General features: G+C 48.4%; 15 protein-coding genes. 12 read left to right on the forward strand and 3 right to left on the reverse strand.

The genetic code is table 11. The features are described from left to right. Positions 1 to 4: 4 nt before the first annotated feature. Positions 5 to 2,071, reverse strand: a complete 2,067-nt coding sequence (locus J3369_RS01025; RefSeq protein ID WP_349582710.1) for a TonB-dependent receptor — start codon at positions 2,069 to 2,071, stop codon at positions 5 to 7. A 64-nt stretch (positions 2,072 to 2,135) separates the two neighbouring features. Here J3369_RS01025 and J3369_RS01030 point away from each other — a divergent pair, with 64 nt between their 5' ends. Continuing rightward, the gene (locus J3369_RS01030) at positions 2,136 to 3,086 is read left to right on the forward strand and encodes a LysR family transcriptional regulator (protein WP_349582713.1); all 951 of its coding nucleotides are present in this window, start codon (positions 2,136 to 2,138) and stop codon (positions 3,084 to 3,086) included. Positions 3,087 to 3,185: 99 nt separating this feature from the next. After that, positions 3,186 to 3,797: a LysE family translocator gene (locus J3369_RS01035; RefSeq protein WP_303573306.1), complete on the forward strand. Its 612-nt coding sequence runs from the start codon at positions 3,186 to 3,188 to the stop codon at positions 3,795 to 3,797. Between the two features lie 264 nt (positions 3,798 to 4,061). Here the strand turns inward: J3369_RS01035 and J3369_RS01040 are convergent, their stop codons facing one another. Then, positions 4,062 to 4,649 (reverse strand): TetR/AcrR family transcriptional regulator, encoded by a 588-nt coding sequence (locus J3369_RS01040; RefSeq protein WP_349582717.1) that lies wholly within the window; start codon positions 4,647 to 4,649, stop codon positions 4,062 to 4,064. A gap of 298 nt (positions 4,650 to 4,947) precedes the next feature. On the opposite strand from J3369_RS01040, the gene J3369_RS01045 reads away from it, so the two are divergent. From J3369_RS01045 to J3369_RS01075, 7 genes are all read left to right on the forward strand, one after another. Then, positions 4,948 to 6,174, forward strand: a complete 1,227-nt coding sequence (locus J3369_RS01045) for an MFS transporter (RefSeq protein ID WP_349582720.1) — start codon at positions 4,948 to 4,950, stop codon at positions 6,172 to 6,174. Positions 6,175 to 6,206: 32 nt separating this feature from the next. Further along, positions 6,207 to 7,196 carry a sugar phosphate isomerase/epimerase family protein gene (locus J3369_RS01050; RefSeq protein WP_349582722.1) on the forward strand — a complete coding sequence of 330 codons (990 nt, stop codon included), beginning with the start codon at positions 6,207 to 6,209 and terminating at the stop codon, positions 7,194 to 7,196. Between the two features lie 12 nt (positions 7,197 to 7,208). Further along, the gene (locus J3369_RS01055) at positions 7,209 to 7,604 is read left to right on the forward strand and encodes a C-glycoside deglycosidase beta subunit domain-containing protein (RefSeq protein ID WP_349582725.1); all 396 of its coding nucleotides are present in this window, start codon (positions 7,209 to 7,211) and stop codon (positions 7,602 to 7,604) included. Positions 7,605 to 7,642: 38 nt separating this feature from the next. Further along, a complete protein-coding gene (locus tag J3369_RS01060) occupies positions 7,643 to 8,218 on the forward strand; it encodes a gluconate 2-dehydrogenase subunit 3 family protein (protein ID WP_349582727.1) in 576 nt (191 codons plus the stop codon). After that, a complete protein-coding gene (locus J3369_RS01065; protein ID WP_349582729.1) occupies positions 8,215 to 9,915 on the forward strand; it encodes a GMC oxidoreductase in 1,701 nt (566 codons plus the stop codon). The genes J3369_RS01060 and J3369_RS01065 overlap by 4 nt, the downstream gene beginning before the upstream one ends. Positions 9,916 to 10,246: 331 nt before the next feature. Next, a complete protein-coding gene (locus J3369_RS01070; protein WP_349582732.1) occupies positions 10,247 to 12,796 on the forward strand; it encodes a TonB-dependent receptor in 2,550 nt (849 codons plus the stop codon). 18 nt (positions 12,797 to 12,814) lie between these two features. Beyond that, entirely contained in the window at positions 12,815 to 13,780 is a 966-nt protein-coding gene (locus J3369_RS01075) for an MBL fold metallo-hydrolase (protein WP_349582735.1), read from the forward strand. Positions 13,781 to 13,867: 87 nt separating this feature from the next. Here the strand turns inward: J3369_RS01075 and J3369_RS01080 are convergent, their stop codons facing one another. Then, positions 13,868 to 14,809: a helix-turn-helix domain-containing protein gene (locus tag J3369_RS01080; RefSeq protein WP_349582738.1), complete on the reverse strand. Its 942-nt coding sequence runs from the start codon at positions 14,807 to 14,809 to the stop codon at positions 13,868 to 13,870. A 159-nt stretch (positions 14,810 to 14,968) separates the two neighbouring features. On the opposite strand from J3369_RS01080, the gene J3369_RS01085 reads away from it, so the two are divergent. From J3369_RS01085 to J3369_RS01095, 3 genes are all read left to right on the forward strand, one after another. After that, positions 14,969 to 16,195, forward strand: a complete 1,227-nt coding sequence (locus J3369_RS01085) for an FAD-dependent oxidoreductase (RefSeq protein WP_349582741.1) — start codon at positions 14,969 to 14,971, stop codon at positions 16,193 to 16,195. 171 nt (positions 16,196 to 16,366) lie between these two features. Next, complete coding sequence (locus J3369_RS01090) at positions 16,367 to 16,717, forward strand: DMT family protein (RefSeq protein ID WP_349582744.1); 351 nt, start codon at positions 16,367 to 16,369, stop codon at positions 16,715 to 16,717. Between the two features lie 24 nt (positions 16,718 to 16,741). Beyond that, positions 16,742 to 17,065 (forward strand): gamma-glutamylcyclotransferase family protein, encoded by a 324-nt coding sequence (locus tag J3369_RS01095; protein ID WP_349582747.1) that lies wholly within the window; start codon positions 16,742 to 16,744, stop codon positions 17,063 to 17,065. The last annotated feature ends 14 nt before the right edge of the window (positions 17,066 to 17,079 follow it).

Here is a 17,079-nt window from a genome sequence, read left to right on the forward strand (position 1 = left end):
ATCGTCAGAATTTCAGCATGACTGACGCTGCGATGGCGCGCCCTTCACACGGACTATGCAGACTTTGGCTACCATCCCACCAAACATATTCATAATATTCATCGGTTACGTTTTTCAACTCCAGCATCACATCGGTGTTCTCTGATACGCGGTATCGGGCCAGCAGATTCAGCAGAGTAAAGTCACCGAACGTTCCGGCGTTATTGGCAGAGTTCAGTTCGTAATCTGTCTGGCCACGCAATACCGCTGACAGCATGATTTCTTCATTCAGATAATAATCGGCACCGGCAGAGTAAACCCACTCGGGAACATGATCAATATCGTTGCCAGCCAGTTCGGGTTGATCCGGAGAGGGCGTCTCGATTTCGGCTTGCTGCCAGGCGAGTGTTGCCCACAGAGAAAAATCTTTCGATGGCGACCATGCACCCTGCAAATCAATACCTTGCCGTTCAGTGGCCCCCAGGTTTTCAAAATCACCATTTGGATCGTTCAGTCGACGTTTCAGTTCGCCGCTAGCCGTTTGATTCCAAAGCGTAAGGCGGGCACTGAGATTGGCATCTGGTTTGTAAGCGATACCCGCTTCCCAGCCGCGGTTTACCGACGGTTCCAGATTGGTCTGGCGGGGCGGGATAAGATAAGCGCCTGAGCCCACACCAATTTGAAAGGTTTCACCCCAGTTAGCAAACAGGGTAATGGCATCTGTGGGTAACACCGCCACAGACAGTTTGGGCTGACTAATCGTACCGTAGTCATTTACTGGTGCCGTCACATTATTTAACCGGTCCTCAAAATCACCGGTTACTTTATCTACCCGCCACGCCGGGGTTATACGCAACCAGTCTACCGGCGCTATTTCACTTTGAATGTACGCGCCTTTAACACGAAGTCTGAAATGCTGATCTCTGGTTTGGGTGTCGGCGATACGGTTGGTACTCAGGTAACGGGCGGAAATATTGTCTTGGCCCTCTATGCTGGCACCGGCTTCAAAAAACAGGCCACTCAGACCTGAATTGTGAACAGTATAAGTTGCCGAAGCCTGCACACCGTAATGCTCTTCTTCGGTGTAACGGTTCTGTTGGCTGACTCCGGCCGAAAACGTCACGTAGCGGTCGTCTTCAAGCTTGTTCAACCAACTGGTCACTTTGTAGGTAATATTTTTCGATGGTTCGCCGTGCAGTCCCAGGCTGTATTGCTGCATTTCCCGGGTACCCATATCCGACGCGTTATAGTCGTTAGTGGCGCGTGGGTCTGAATAGGCTATTTCGCGGGTGAGGTATCCCGCTTCCTGCGCATCGCTGTCGTAATAACGCGCGCTGGCATTTGCAGACAACGTAGAGGAAATGGCATAACCCCATTTGCCCGCAAGACTGGTGCGGTCAAACTCGCCATGATCCCGGTATCCGTCACCCTCCCGGTAGCCAATGGCATAATTCTGGCTGAAATCACCCGATTCGTTTCCAAGAGCTGCCTGTATATCATATTTGCTAAAACTACCTGCAGACAGCCTTGCGTCAGTGTAATCGCCCCCGGTGCGGGTAATGAAGTTCACATTACCCGCAATGTTGTGCAGACCGTAGCGTGGGTCTGTCGTGCCCCGTACCAGCTCCAGGGTGGAAATCTCGATGGGCAGGATCATATCGAGATAGGGCATGTTGCCACTGTTTGCGTTTGACGGAATGTCATCGATTAACAGTTTGGCCGCATTCACTTCGCCCTCGCCGTTAAATCCACGAAATGAGAGCTTTCCGCTGGTGGTGCCCTGGTTAAATTCGGTCAGTACCACGCCGGGCATTCTGCCCGCCAACTGCCAGGCGTAATCAATATCTGGTTGACGAACCGCATCACCGGATAAACGGTCTACAGAGGTAAGCATCCGGCTGGCGTCTGCAGATGCTTTCGCTGTCACTTCAATTCGTTCACCAACAGAAAAGCTTATGTCGCCTTTGCGGCTATTGTCTGCATTTGTCGCATCTGTTTCCTGAGCGTTCAGTGATAAAGCGATAAACAAAGTGGAAAGCGGAAAAAGCAAAACGGGAGAAGCAGGAAGAAACCGGGCGTTTTTGAAAGGCATAAAATCTCTGACTGAAACGTTAAAAAATCAGCGCGGATTATTCCTTCTCACAGGGTCTGCTACAATGCGACATAATGTCGCACCAGAGCCCGATATCATGCTCAGAAATACCAACCTCAACTTGCTTCGCACGTTACATGTATTGTTACAGGAAGCCCATGTGAGCAAAGCTGCGCAACGTCTTCACATCACCCAGTCAGCGGTGAGCAGGCAACTGGCTCAGCTTCGGGATATCTGGCAGGACGAGTTGCTGGTGCGCAATGGTAATGTGCTTATCATGACACCAAAAGCTGAAATGCTGAAAGCGAAGCTCGACACACTGATGGACGATTTCGATTTGCTATTGGCTGAAACCGTATTCGACCCTGAAAACTGGTTTGGTGAGCTGGTGCTGTCGTCGAGTGATTATGTCGCCCAGTATGTCATGCCGGACGTATGCAAGCGGCTCAATACGCAGGCGCCTAACCTGGCGGTCAGTCTGAGACTATGGGAGCCCGAATACATTCACCGGCTCCACGAACTCAATATCGATATCGCTTCCACCATGCTGCCGCAAAAGCCGGATGGCATTTCCGGTATCCGCATTGGCGCGGACCATTCGGTGCTGGTGATGCATCAATCTCATCCACTGGCTTCAAAAAAGCATGTCACCGTAAAGGACCTGATTGCTTATCCGCATATTAAAATTACCGGCGGGGCTGACAAAGATACCTTTGTTGATGACATGCTGCGGCAGCAAGACTTACAGCGCCGGGTTCATTTGCGGGTGCCCTTCTTCAATGCGGCATTAAGCCATTTGCAAGTATTCGACGGGCTAATGGTGATGCCAGAGCACATTGCCGAGAGTTTGGGGGACAGCTGGAATATTGTGTACAAGCCACTGCCTTTCGACGTTGACGAAAACCAGTACTGGCTTATCTGGCACCCAAAATATGATAACGACATCAGACATAAATGGGCGCGGGAGCAGGTAAAAGACGCGATTGCTCATTGCGAAAGCTCAATCCAACTTTGATTGCATTTTGGTATTACCCTAAATCATAATTATGATGAAATCTTATGATTTCCAGTTATGCTTATGATGCTTCTACAATGCAGGAAATTGGAGGGCATCATGACCATCGTCGTATTTTTCACTTTATTTTCTGTTTGTTTATTGGGAGCCATGTCGCCTGGTCCAAGTCTGGCAGTTGTGACTAAACATGCGCTGTCCGGCGGGCGTTTTAACGGGCTTTGTACTGCATGGGCCCATGCGTCGGGTGTTTTCTTCTATGCGTTATTAACCAGTTCAGGGTTGGCCGTGTTACTGCAACATTCGCCAGTGTTGTTTAAAGCGCTCACCTGGCTGGGAGCCGGGTATCTGGCTTATCTTGGCGTAAAATCGCTGATGTCGAAAGGCGGCATTCAGGCGCAAATGCAGTCTGGTAAAAAGGTCTCTGCGCTGGCAGCAGCGGGGGATGGCCTGGCAATATCCCTGTTTAACCCTAAGATCGCACTCTTTTTTATTGCCCTGTTCAGTCAATTTATCGGTGTGGCCGACAACATGGCGGAAACGGCGGTTATCGTTGCAACCCCTGCATTAATTGACGGGCTGTGGTACACGCTGGTCGCCGTGGTAATGTCCAGTCAGGCGGTAGTACAACGAATTCAGGCCAAAGCAGGCATTATTGATAAAGTCACTGGCGGGGTGTTGATCTTACTGGCTTTAAAAGCGGTGTCACTTTAAGAAAATTAAAAGTGGAATTAACATTCCATTTTTCAATTGAAGCTATTTATAGAATCAATTTTTAATCAGCCGGAATTTTAGTCACAGTGTTACCGTGACCATAAGCTTATCATTCCAGTTGAGTCGTGAAGGTCGTCAGGCCTGCGTGTCACACTTACCGGTTGCGAAAGCGGACTTCTCTTATGTTCACTTTCGCAACCATTTCGCCTGATCACCATGCAGACCGCACTTTGCGGCATTTTTGCCGGTAATCTGGCTACAGGTTTAGCGGATATTATCAGGGTGTCCGAGCAGGTAATGCAGTGTGATTTCGCTCAAATCTGCCAGCATTTCGTCCCAGTCTTCTTCACCACTGGTAGCGTCTACAAATCCCAGCCCCAGAAAACGGGATAAAGCAGAATAGGCATACATAAAACCACGGTGAACGGCACGGGTAGGGTCAGGCTGTGTGATTTCATCTTTGCATTCTAAAAGCAGCTTGAGAAAGTCTTCGGTATTTTGCCAGGCGTGCTGTTTACCAATTTCCCGCACCACTTCATCTACCACAGAGATTTCCATTAGCGGTCGCAGAATTCCCTGATATTTGCGAAGGATATCACCATACTGACGGATAACCGCCGGTACCAGTTGCCTGAGCTTCAGGTTTTGTCTGCGGATCATGTTAATTGCCACAGCTGAGTCGACTTCCAGCGCTTCGAGTTCGTTGCGCTGTACCTGACGGATCAGGTTCTCTTTGCTGTTAAAGCGGTTATAGATGGAACCGATAGAGACGTTGGCACGCTTACTTACTTCCTGAAGCGTAAATTCTGCGTAACCTTTTTCGATTAATAAGTCGGCGGCGGCCCGAAGCAAGCGCTCCAGAGAAGCCCTGCTCCGACTCTGCTTCGGTTCCCTGTGAAATTCAGTAGTATCTGTACTCAAACGGGTATTCCAATTAACAATTTAACGTCATTTTATGCCCTGAATAATAGCGTTTTTCGCCGCAGATAAACACCGGTTTATCGTGGCGGGGCGTGATCACGGCAGTGCCGTTACTTTCTCACGTTAGAATATTACGGCAAAGTTGTAAAAAATTATTTAAACAAATGTGCTTGATCCAATTTTTAGAATATGTATTCTAAGAACATATTCTGAAGCTGGACCATTTTGAATGAAATCTGTTATCGCTTTTTTCAAACGGCTGGAGCAAATACCGCAGGGCCTGATCATTGTTATCTCTGCATTTCTTCCTCTTTTCGCCATTGTGTCGATGTTTCCGGCATTGCCGTCCATCATCGACCACTTCAAAGATCATCCCAACGCCCGGGAACTTGTGCCATTAATGGTTTCGGCACCCGGGTTGACCATCGCGCTAACTGCTTCTTTTGCAGGTGTACTGGTAGACAAGTACGGCAGGGTACGGCTGCTACTGTGGGCAACCTGTCTGTACGGTGTATTCGGTGTGGCGCCATTCTTCTTAACTGATATCTACGCCATGTTTGCCAGCCGGCTGCTGCTGGGCTTTGCTGAAGCCATCATCATCACTGCGGTAAATACGTTAATTGCTGATTACTGGGAAGATGAAGGTCGTCGTGACTGGTTGTTCCTGCAAGGACTGGCCGGACCGTTCCTCGGGGCCATTGTTATACGAACCGCAGGACCGGCAACAGAAATTCAGTGGAACGGCGTGTTCCTGATTTACTCAGTCGCTTTCGTTATTTTCCTGTTGATGCTGAAGTATTTAAAAGAGCCTGTGCGTCAGGTGAAAGCCGGGGTCGCCAGTGCAGTAGAAGCAGTCAACAAAGTGCCGTTTCCTACCGCTACCATGGCAGCGATTGGCGCAGTAACACTGCTGTCATCGGCACTTTACTACGTGTTTATTATTTCCGGTGGTCTGGTGTTCCGGGAGCTCGGCATTAATGAGCCATCGCGGATCAGCGAATTATCAGCGATTCCCAGTTTATTCGTGATGGTGGGGGCATTTCTCTTCCGCTTACTGGGTGGCAAGTCGAATGCAATTCAAATCGGCAGCTTTCTGGTAGTGCTGTGTGGCGGCCTGCTTATTATGGGCACCGCCAACAGCGTGGAGATGCTGGTTCTGGGTCTGGTTATTCAACAAACCGGCGCCGGTATGTCTGTGCCCAGTCTGATTGCCTGGACACAATCTAAAGTCCCTGCCCAACATCGCGGTCGGGGTATGGGTGTATGGGCATCCTGTTTCTTCTTCGGTCAGTTCTCCAGCCCCTGGCTGGTGGCCCGCATCGAATCTTTAACCGGCAGTGTGCACGGCGCATTTGCAGTGGCAGGTGGCATTGGCCTGGCGGCCGGTTGTATTGGCCTGCTTCTTCACTTCAAGTCTGACACCGGCTCTAAAACTGCCAGTGCCGGTCAGCACTAATTAAATAAGATACTCTTTGGGAGAAAACTCACATGGCAATTAAGCGTGGCGTGAGCCTGTACAGCTACCAGAACGAAACGTTTCTGGGTGAAATGACACTGGACGATTGCATTCGTGTATGTGCAGAAATGGGCGCGAACGGTATCGAAGTTATCGGCGAGCAGTCGTTCTGGGGTCATCCGGAGCAATCAATTGAAGATGCAGCGATTGAAGGCTGGCACGCATCAATTAAGAAGCATGGCGCAGTGCCGGTTGCATTAGATTTCATGCTTGACTACAAGCGCTACAAGGGTCGCATCATGACCCTTGAAGAGCAGGTGGAAAGCATCAAAAAAGACATCGCTCTTGCGAAGCGCCTGGGTACGCCATTTATGCGTGTGCTGGTGTCTATCGACCCTGATGTGCTGGTGGCTGCAGCGCCGTTTGCTGAAGAAGCCGGCGTTAAACTGCTGGTAGAAGTGCATGCTCCGCTGCATTTCGATCATCCGTGGATTTTACGTCACGCCGAAGCTTTTGATAAATCCGGCTCTGACGCGCTGGGTTTCCTGCCTGATATGGGCATGTTTCTCGACAAATTCCCGCCTTGCTGGAAAGCCCGCTTTATTCGTAACGGTGTGCCGCAGAATATTGCTGATTACATTGAAAAAGCCTATGAAGATCGTGTTCTCAGCGAGTATGTGATCCAGAACGTACGTGAAATGGGTGGCACAGGACCTTCACTGGGTATGGCTGAAACCCTGCGTCACAATGCCGCGTATGCGCCGGAACGTATGCTGCCTCACATGGACAGAATTCATAACATCCACGGCAAGTTCTATGAAATGACCGAAGACTGCATTGAGCCGGCCATTCCTTATGAGCGCATTATTCAGGTACTCACCAAAGGCAATTACGACGGTTACATTTGTTCTGAGTATGAGGGCAACCGTTGGATTGAAGACGCGCATACCGTGGATTCGGTAGAGCAGGTCAGACGCCAGCAAAAAATGCTGGAAAACCTTATCAACAAATATCAGCGCTAAGGAATCATTATTATGTTTGATAACAAAGTGATTGTAGAAAACAGCCTGACACGGGTGAACAGCGCTGAAGCGGGTTTTGATGGCGTAAGTGTACTGGCACGTTTGCCTTACTATCGTGGTCTGGGCCTGTCGATGGTCGAAAACATTGCAGTTACCGTTGATGACAAAGTAGTCGCCCGGGAAGACACCCTGTTTTCTGTACGCGGCAACATCTGGACGCTCGACGAAATGGAAACCGAATACGGTGATCGCTGGAACTTTGGCGAAAAAGCAAAGGTACTGGTGAAGTTACCGGAAGGGCTGGATGACGGCGAACATGATATCTCTGTTGCCATTACCATGCGGGTTTCTTATCTGCCGTTCGTGCCTACCACCAAAGACACAAAGCGTCTGGCGTTGCAGGGTTAATCCTGCAATCTCATTCCTGTATCGCGTCGGAGCATAGCATGACTGACTCAACGAATTCGTCACGCCGCCAGTTTATGGCAGGTGCATTAATGGCTGCTGCAGGCCTCACGGTAGCACCGCATACTATCTGGGCGGCAACACCGGTATCTGCAGCTTTTGACCACAAAGCGATGCTGGATTGTCTTTGCGATATTGTTATCCCGGCCACAGACACGCCCGGAGCCAAAGGCGTGAATGCCAGTGCTTTTGTTATGAAGGCGGCGGAACACGCCCTTAAAGGCGCGCAAAAAAGTGATGTTGATACGTTTGCCGTTGCACTGAAAAACTATGCAGGCGCAGATTTTTTGTCGTTTAAAGCAGAACGACAATTCAGTCTGATAGAAAAACTGGATGCGCAGGTCTACGACCGCGCGGCTTCTGCTTCCCTGCCGCCTGCGCTCATGCTGTGGCAAAAGATAAAGTCGCTGATCCTGGTGGCTTACTACACCTCTGAGGTCGGGGCATCGAAAGAGCTGAAGTATTTACTGATACCCGGCCAGTTCAAGCCGGATGTGCCGTTGAGTGAAGAACCGAAAGCCTGGTCTAACGACTGGACAGGAGTGAAGTACGAATGAATCAGTCTGATAGTACAACCTATGATGCCATCGTAGTTGGCTCCGGTATTACCGGAGGCTGGGCGGCAAAAGAGCTCACCGAAAAGGGGCTGAAAGTGCTTATGCTGGAGCGGGGAGAAGATATTCCTCACCGTACCGGCTATAAACATGAAATGACGCCGCCCTGGGAAATGCCATTCCGTGGGGAAGGGGATCAGGCGTATTGGGAGAAACACTATCCCATTCAGCAACACAGTGGTCATCTCACCGAATGGACAGAAGACTACTGGGTAGACGACAGCGAACAGAGTTACGAAACTGCGCAGGAACCGGGCTTTCGCTGGTTGCGTGGCTATCACCTGGGCGGCCGCTCCCTGATGTGGGGCCGGCAATGCTACCGCTGGAGTGATTACGATTTTGAATCGAACGCCAGAGACGGTCATGGCACCGACTGGCCAATCCGATATAAAGACATTGCTGACTGGTATGACTATGTAGAGTCTTTTGTAGGTATTTCCGGTGCGAAAGAAAATCTGCCCCAGCTACCCGACGGACAGTTTCAGCCGCCGATGGCGTTAAATGCCGTAGAGCAGCACATGCGCGAGGAGATCTTTAAAACGTATCCGGAGCGCTGCTTAACCATTGGCAGAACCGCTAACCTTACCGAAGGCAAGCCAGAAGAAGGGCGGGTGAATTGCCAGTACCGTAATATCTGCTCCCGTGGCTGTTCATTTGGTGCCTATTTCAGCACCCAAAGCAGCACACTGCCGGCGGCGCAGAAAACCGGAAACTTAACCCTGCGAACCGACAGCGTGGTTGAAACCGTGATTTACGATGACAAGGCAAAACAGGTTACCGGTGTCACGGTTATCGACCGGAAAACCAAAGAAAAACTGACGTACAACAGTAAGCTGGTATTTCTCTGTGCCGGTGCATTTAACTCTGTTGCGTTGATGCTGCGCTCTTCATCGAAGGCCTTTCCTGACGGGCTGGCTAATTCGTCGGGAACGCTGGGTAAATACATCATGGATCATGCCGGCACACTGGGCGTAGCGTCCATTATTCCCGGTTACGATGAACACTATTATCACGGCTCCCGTCCTACCGGCGTGGTGATCCCCCGCTTTGTGAACCTGGAAGAGAATGACAAACCTTATCTGCGCGGCTTCTCTTATCAGGGCGGAGCTTACCGTTCTGGCTGGACTCGTGGCATGCGACTGGCCGGTGTGGGCGAGGCGTTCAAAGACGAGTTGCAAGCACCCGGACCGTGGAAGTTTGTACTCACCACCTTTGCAGAGTGTTTGCCACAGGAGACCAACTGCATCACCCTCAGCGACACGAAAACCGATGCTGATGGCTTACCCCAACTGCGTATCGATTTCGCCTTTAGCGATAACGAATACAAGTTGCTGGCAGCAGCCAAAGAAGAAGCGGCAAAAATGGTGGAAGCGGCAGGCGGTAAGGTGTTGTTTGGCTCTGACAAACCCAACCCAGGGGGCTCGGCTATCCATGAAATGGGCGGAGCAAGAATGGGTAAAGATCCAAAAACCTCGGTGCTTAATGACTATAACCAGGCCCACGATATTCCGAATTTGTTTGTTACCGACGGCGCAGCTATGGCGTCATCTGCCTGTCAGAACCCGTCTCTCACCTACATGGCGCTCACCGCCAGAGCCGTAGATTATGCAGTGAAAGCGCTCCAAGCGGGTACGATCTGACCCCGGTTCCTCCTTTCTTATATTTTTAGAATATATTTTCCAATAATGAGGTATCAATTTAATTGATGCCTCTCATCATTAAGTTCGCGTTTTAGATAACGGGAATTCCTGTATTTTATTTTTTGTTAACTAAATGTGTCATTCGGTACATGGGGTTAACAAAGGCGATGTGAGTGATGTCCGGTGGCATGGTGAAACGCAGCAAAGATTGCGGTAACCCGGCCACAGGCATTCGCAGAAGAAGACATACAGGAAGCCAAAATGAAAAACACGCAATCTATTGTAAGCCAATTTAAACCACAATCAGTTTTAGATTTAGCAGGTCCGGAGGGTGGCAATCATATTAATCAATTATCTGAAGATATCTGTTTGTACAAGGGAGATTTTTGAGATGATTAAATACTCTTTAATTGCGTTTTCAGTACTAACTGCACTACAAGTTTCAGCGCAAGACCAGAACGCTTCAAATCCTCAATTGGAAGTTATAGAAGTAACGGCACAGAGAAAAAGTGAAAGTATTCAGGATGCGGCACTACCAATTGATGCAATTTCTCAGGATGAACTTAAAAAAGAAGGCGTTTCGAGTTCATCATCACTCAATAAAGTTTCACCGGCTATAAGTGTTGTCAGCGGCGGTGGTTCGAATAATGTTTATTTTGTAAGAGGCGTAGGTAATTTTGCTGTAAATGCCTATACCGATCCTGCACTAGCGTTTAACGTTGATGGAGTCTACATAGGTCGTCCGTCTGCAACGACTGGTTCGTTTCTGGACTTGTTGCGGGTAGAGGTTCTTAAAGGTCCTCAAGGAACACTGTATGGCCGTAATGCAACTGCCGGAGCGGTTAATGTTATTCCTGCCAAACCTATACTTGGAGAGAACAGCGGGTATGTTACCGCTGGCATAGGTAACTTCGGTGCCTGGGAAGCCTCGGGTGCAGTGAACATTGACCTTGGCTCAGATTGGGCAGCCCGTCTGGCAGCGGCTCGTGTAAAGAATGACGGGTACAATGATGATGGAACCGCATCTACGGACGATACAGCTTTTCGTGGACAAATTTACGGTGAGTTATCAAGTGACGTCAATATGCGATTATCCATTGATTATTCCACATCTAATGGTTCTGGCAGTGCGCCCACATATCTGGGGAACTACGACTTTCCGTTAGCTGGTGTATCAGATAATCCTAATAACATTCCGGGGTATAATTTCTCTCCCGCACCGGATGACGTAGCCTCCGCATTTAGTGGGCCCTACACTGATGCTGCAAAGGCGTATTATGCCTCACTTACAACCACACCAGCCTTCACAGACGGAGAACCTCAATTACCATCATTTATCGACAACAGTTACTTTGGGATATCCGGAGAGATAAATATTGCAACTGATTTAGGTGATTGGGTCATTATACCCGCTTACCGTAAAGCAAATCTTGACCTCAATTTCCTCGGGCCGGGATTTAAAGCCGTCCTAAATAACGAAAATCACGAGCAATTCAGTCTTGAAACGCGGCTTGCAAACAGCGTTGGGCCGGTCGATTGGATCCTCGGCGGTTTTTATTTTGATGAAAGCATCGACGCTAAACTTTCTTTTAACCAGCAAAGTATTCAATCAACTCAAGTCATTAATGAATCGAAGACAAATTCGAAAGCTCTATTCGCACGTGCTACTTATAATCTTTCCGAAGACTTTCGTCTGGTTGGTGGATTGCGCTGGAGTGACGATGAAAAATCCATGGATGGTGTGGCAAATGTATTGTTGAACCTGTGTATTCGCGATATAGAAGTTTATCCCGGTGGGCCGGTAATACCTAATTGCCAGGGTGCACCTGTGATTCCGGCAGGTTTAACGTTGGAAGAAACACTTGCACAAATAGACCCTGCTGATTTACCCGCCGGTGCGCCCGGAATTGGCACTGGCCCCGTACCGTTCGGACAGATTCCGTTATTCCCTGATGCACCTTCCGGACTGACGTCTAGTCTTCTTTTTATTAATCCGACTGTGGTGGACAGAACCCGAAACGAAAGTGAAGTGACCTACCGCTTCGCGGCAGAATATGATTTGGCTGATGGTAATTTACTATATGCTTCCTATGAAACAGGTTATCGCTCCGGTGGCTTTTCGCTTACAACAGGACGTGAAGAGTATGAACCGGAATATATAGATGCTTATACAATAGGCTCAAAGAATTTCCTGATGGATGGACAGGTCAAATTAAATCTGGAGTTGTTTTATTGGGATTATGAAGATCAGCAAGCCAGTCATTTAGGTCTTGATGAGACAGGGAATTCCGCTTTAATTACTGAAAATATTGGTCAGTCCAGTATTCAGGGAGCTGAAGTCGAGTTAATGTATGCGATGACGTTAGAAACAACGTTGCGGGGAACCTTCCAATACCTTGACAACAAAATCAAACAATACAGTTATGAGCAGCTAACGCCGGATCCAGACGTTTTAGTTGTAACCGGATGTGCTCAGACTATGTTAGAAATCGTCGAAAATGGTGCCGTATGGGAGGTTGACTGTTCAGATCAGGAAGGAAGAAACTCGCCCAAATTGTCAGTGAACTTAGGTCTCGATCACACCTTTGAAATCGGAGACATTTATGGTGAGTTGTCATTAGATGCGCGTTATCGTGATGACCGTTGGGTTGGTTTCGATTATCTGCCCGTCCAGCGCACCGAAGCGGTTACTACATTTGATGCAGGGCTGGAATTAGCGTCTAGTGATGATACATGGTCGGTCAACTTTTACGTTCGCAATATTACTGATGAAGAAGTTAAGTCTATTACACAAACCCTTGGTGGTATGAGTAATTTGATTTCAACGGTGTACGAACCTCCCAGAACTTTTGGGGCGCGGTTTAACTATTTTTTCTATTAAGGTAGAGGTTTTGATTGTATGGGAAAGAATATTTTATCCTCGTTGCTTCTAAGTGCTCTACTCCTGACACTGTCAGGAGCCGCTACTGCTGAACAGACTAATGAACTTACTTTCATTACCCTTGGCACTGCAGGGGGACCTGAAGCTGATGGCCAGAGAGCGCAACCTGCTAATGCTGTGGTTTTTCACGATCAGCTCTACTTAGTTGACGTGGGCGACGGTGCTGCTGCACAGTTGATAAAGGCTGGTCATCGACTACCAGATTTGAATGGTATCTTTATCAGCCATAACCACTTCGATCATACCGGCGGACTGATGGCTGTACTGGGGTTGCGCATGCAATTGAACGTGCACTCTCCTTTGACAATTTACGGGCCCGAAGGGACCCGTGAATTGGTAACGGGTCTACTTAAAGCCATGTCTGGACCTATGCGAGCGGCTTATGGCATGCCAAATCAAGAATGGAAGGCTTTAGTCGATGTAGTTGAGTTAGCTAACAAACAACTGGTTGAACTTAATGGTTTGACAGTAACAGTTGCTACCAATTCACATTTTGCCATCCCCGATGCAGCTAACCAGCCTGAAAAAGCCGAATCCCTGGCATTTCGTTTTGATGCTGGTGGAAAGTCGGTTGTATACACCGGAGATACAGGTCCCAGTGACGCTGTGGTAGCGTTGGCATCCGGCGCTGATATTTTGGTCAGTGAGATGATGGACATCCCTATCGTTCTCAATTACATCCTCAAAAAGGAACCTAATATACCTAAGCCGCAACTGGATGGTATTGAGTGGCATTTTCGCGCGCACCACCTGCTTCCAACTCAGGTTGGCGATTTGGCTGAAAAGGCGGGCGTAGGTAAAGTTGTAGTTACCCACATGGTTCCAAGTATTAAAAAACCGGAAATGGCAGAGGTGTACCAACAAAAGATGTCTGAAAAATTCGGAGGGAAAATAGTCTTCGCTAATGATTTGGATGTTTTTTGATTTTTTAAAAAGAAATCAAACTGACACGAAAGGGAACAAATACCTTGTTCCCTTTCTTACTCTGATTTGTTGTTAAATTCCAAAACACTAACCTTGAGCATTTTTATACGCCCGCGGCGAGAGCTGTTCAAAACGATTGAAGACATTACGAAACACGCGGTCAGATGAAAAACCCACGGCTTCGGCTACTTCCGAGATAGATGACTTGCTCTGCGATAACAATCGTTTTGCCATCTGAATTCTTAACTTATACAGGTATTCGATAGGAGATTCTCCCACTTCACTGGTAAACCGGGCGGCAAAATTACTTCGTGACATGGTACTCACCGCTGCCAGTTTCTCCACGCTCCAGTCATGCTCAGGTGATGAATGAATTGCCTGCAGCGCTTTACTTAAACGTTTGTCTGCCATACCCCGCAACGCACCCGCAGCGAAGTCCGGCTCGCTGAGAATATACCCCCTGATTGACGCAATAACAGTGAATTCGGCAAGTTTAGTCGCCACACCGAAATAGCCGGGCTTGTGGTCGTTAACTAAAAAGTTAATTGCCGGATTCATCAATTGATAAAGGGGGTTATCCCGGCTTTTCAGTTTGATAAAGCGGGGCAGGCTGGTTGCCAGGGCAGCCCCCTGGTTAAATTCAATCTCGAAGGCAATGCCGAGTAATTCTGTCGCTTCTTTACCGTGCCCTACCGTTACGCCCAGTGAAGCGGGGTGGTGGTCACCAATATCATAAGGTTCTTCACCAACAACTTGCCATTCCAGGTCGTTAATACCGGTATAGTGGGAAGACTCCGCAAATCCGATTTTACATTCACCACCGGCAGGAGCGATGAACAGATCGCCTTGCTCAAAAACATAGTTACCCCCTGCGGTTTGAATGGAAAGCGCAGGTCCGCTGACATGTGAAAGAAAGAATCGCGGGCTGAACTTTTTCACTGCCACGCCAAAGGGCTTGTATATCTGCCATTTGGCGATAGTGGTGGAGCTGACTGACAGCGACGCAAGAAAGTGGCTCAATAAATCCATGTTAAATACCGGGTAATCAAGTCTGGTGTAAAATCCACCTTGTTGGACAAATTAGCAACATTTTCGGACTATAGTTCCGATTTTGCGGGCTAAGTATACTTTTTGCTCTGTATACGAAACGTTAACATGATTTCATTGATGTTAACAGTAAGTGTATTTATGAGCTGGAGAAAAGGTAAAAGAGTTGCAATCGTCGGTGCAGGTCCGGGAGGTATTTCAACGGCCCTGGCAATGCTGCAGCGTGGATACGACGTAAAGGTATTTGAGCGTCAAAAAGAACCCAAGGCCCTTGGTGGTGCGGTTTTACTAAGTGTACCAGTACTTGCTGTTTTACGGGAATACGGTTTGGATATCAGCAATTTCGGTACCCACACCACTGTGGAATTTCATAACCGTAAAGGCAAGGTTCGGGCGAGTTTGCCGTTTAACCCTAAGGTAGAGCAGGCCTTCGATATCAAGGGGTGGCACTATGGCGTACTGCGTTCCAGTGCATTTGGTAAAATGCTTGAGCATTTGCCAGCCGGTATTATCGAAGGTGACGCCGCACTCAGTCATTACGTCGAGACGAATGATGCAGTAACGTTGCATTTCAAGTCAGGCAAGACGGTAGAAGCCGACATTGTTGTGGGTGCCGACGGCATCAACTCACAGGTGTCAAAGCAGGCGTTTGGCGATCCCGGCCTGTTCCATGTTGGCTTACGCATATGGCTGGCCTGGTGCGATCCTATTTCCGGCATTCCGTCAAATACGGGTGTTATCTCCCATTCTTCAAAATATCAGGCCAGCTATTTCCCCATGCTGCACGATGGGAAGCCGGGCTATGAGTGGTGGATTGTTGAGCCGTGCAAAGAAAATGCGCCCCGTCCTCAAAATGTTGAACAACATGTCAGGCATATTCTGAAAGACTTCGCTGATCCGCTTCCGCGCTTTCCCGACGCCATGGATTTCAATCATCAGATATTTTGCTGGGATGTTTATAACCGTCCCTCACTACAGAAGTGGTCGAAGGGCCGCGTAGTGTGTGTGGGCGATGCTGTTCACCCTGTTTCCCCTTATGCCGCCTACGGCATGGGAATGGCCATTGAGGATGGCTATTTTCTCGCCAGGTTCCTGAATGGCAAAGATTTCAGCTTTTCAGCCAGCATTCGCCATGGCTTTGAACAATATGAAAAAGCCCGTGTTAACTACGTAAATCACAATGTTGAATTTGCAAGAAAGTTAGGCGGTATTTTTCACAGCCAGCCGTATCCGGTGGCAAAAATCAGAGATTTCGTTTTCGACAACACCGGTTTCCTGAACAAGATGATTCGCAGAGACTATCTGGGCGATCAGGAAGCGATGTGTTTGTCGATGAAAGAACTACATGTCGAACGAGAGCATTTATAGTTGTCGCGAGGTAGTGGAGCATGTAGATAAAAGGGAGCTGCATTACAAAGATTTTTTTATTTTCATTAGAAGCCAACTCGCCCGGAGTTGGCTTTTTTGCGCCAAAAAATAGTGCGTGTTTGAGATTACTTCACCAGAATATAACGATTCTCGTTTTACCCGATTTTCACTATGAACCCTGTTGTTATTTCCATTGGTCTGCTGCTTTGCAGTAATGTGTTTATGACTTTTGCCTGGTACGCCCATCTTAAAGAACTGAACAACAAGCCGTGGATCATCGCAGCGCTGGTGAGCTGGGGCATCGCGTTGTTTGAATATATGTTTCAGGTGCCGGCAAACCGCATTGGTTTTACGGTATTGTCAGTTGGTGAACTCAAAATCGTTCAGGAAGTGATTACCCTGAGCGTATTCGTACCCTTCTCTCTGTATTATCTCAAAGAGCCGTTAAAGCTGGATTATCTGTGGGCCGGGTTGTGCCTGGTGGGGGCGGTGTACTTCATCTTCAGAAGCAAATTCAGTTAAACTTTGCTGAAAAGGAGTATCAACATGACTGCACTATTTGTTTACGGCACCTTACGGCAAGGTTTTCCCAATGAGCATATACTTACTGCAGTTGGCGGCGAATTCGAAGCCGGATATCTGCACGGACATTTAATTGAAGAAGGGTGGGGCGCTGCACAGGGCTGTCCGGGATTAAAGCTTGCTGCACATGGACAACGTATCGATGGTCAGGTATTCACGTCTCCCTCATTGGATAAACATTGGCAAGATCTCGATGATTTCGAAGGTGAAGAGTATGTGCGAACAGAAACCGAGATCCAGTTGATAAGCGGTGAAAAAACGAAAGCCTTTGTGTATGTTTTGAAGTAGGGGCTGGTAATTAC

Origin of the sequence: Alteromonas sp. NFXS44 (genome assembly GCF_040148705.1) — a bacterium.
Taxonomy (GTDB): Bacteria; Pseudomonadota; Gammaproteobacteria; order Enterobacterales; family Alteromonadaceae; genus Alteromonas.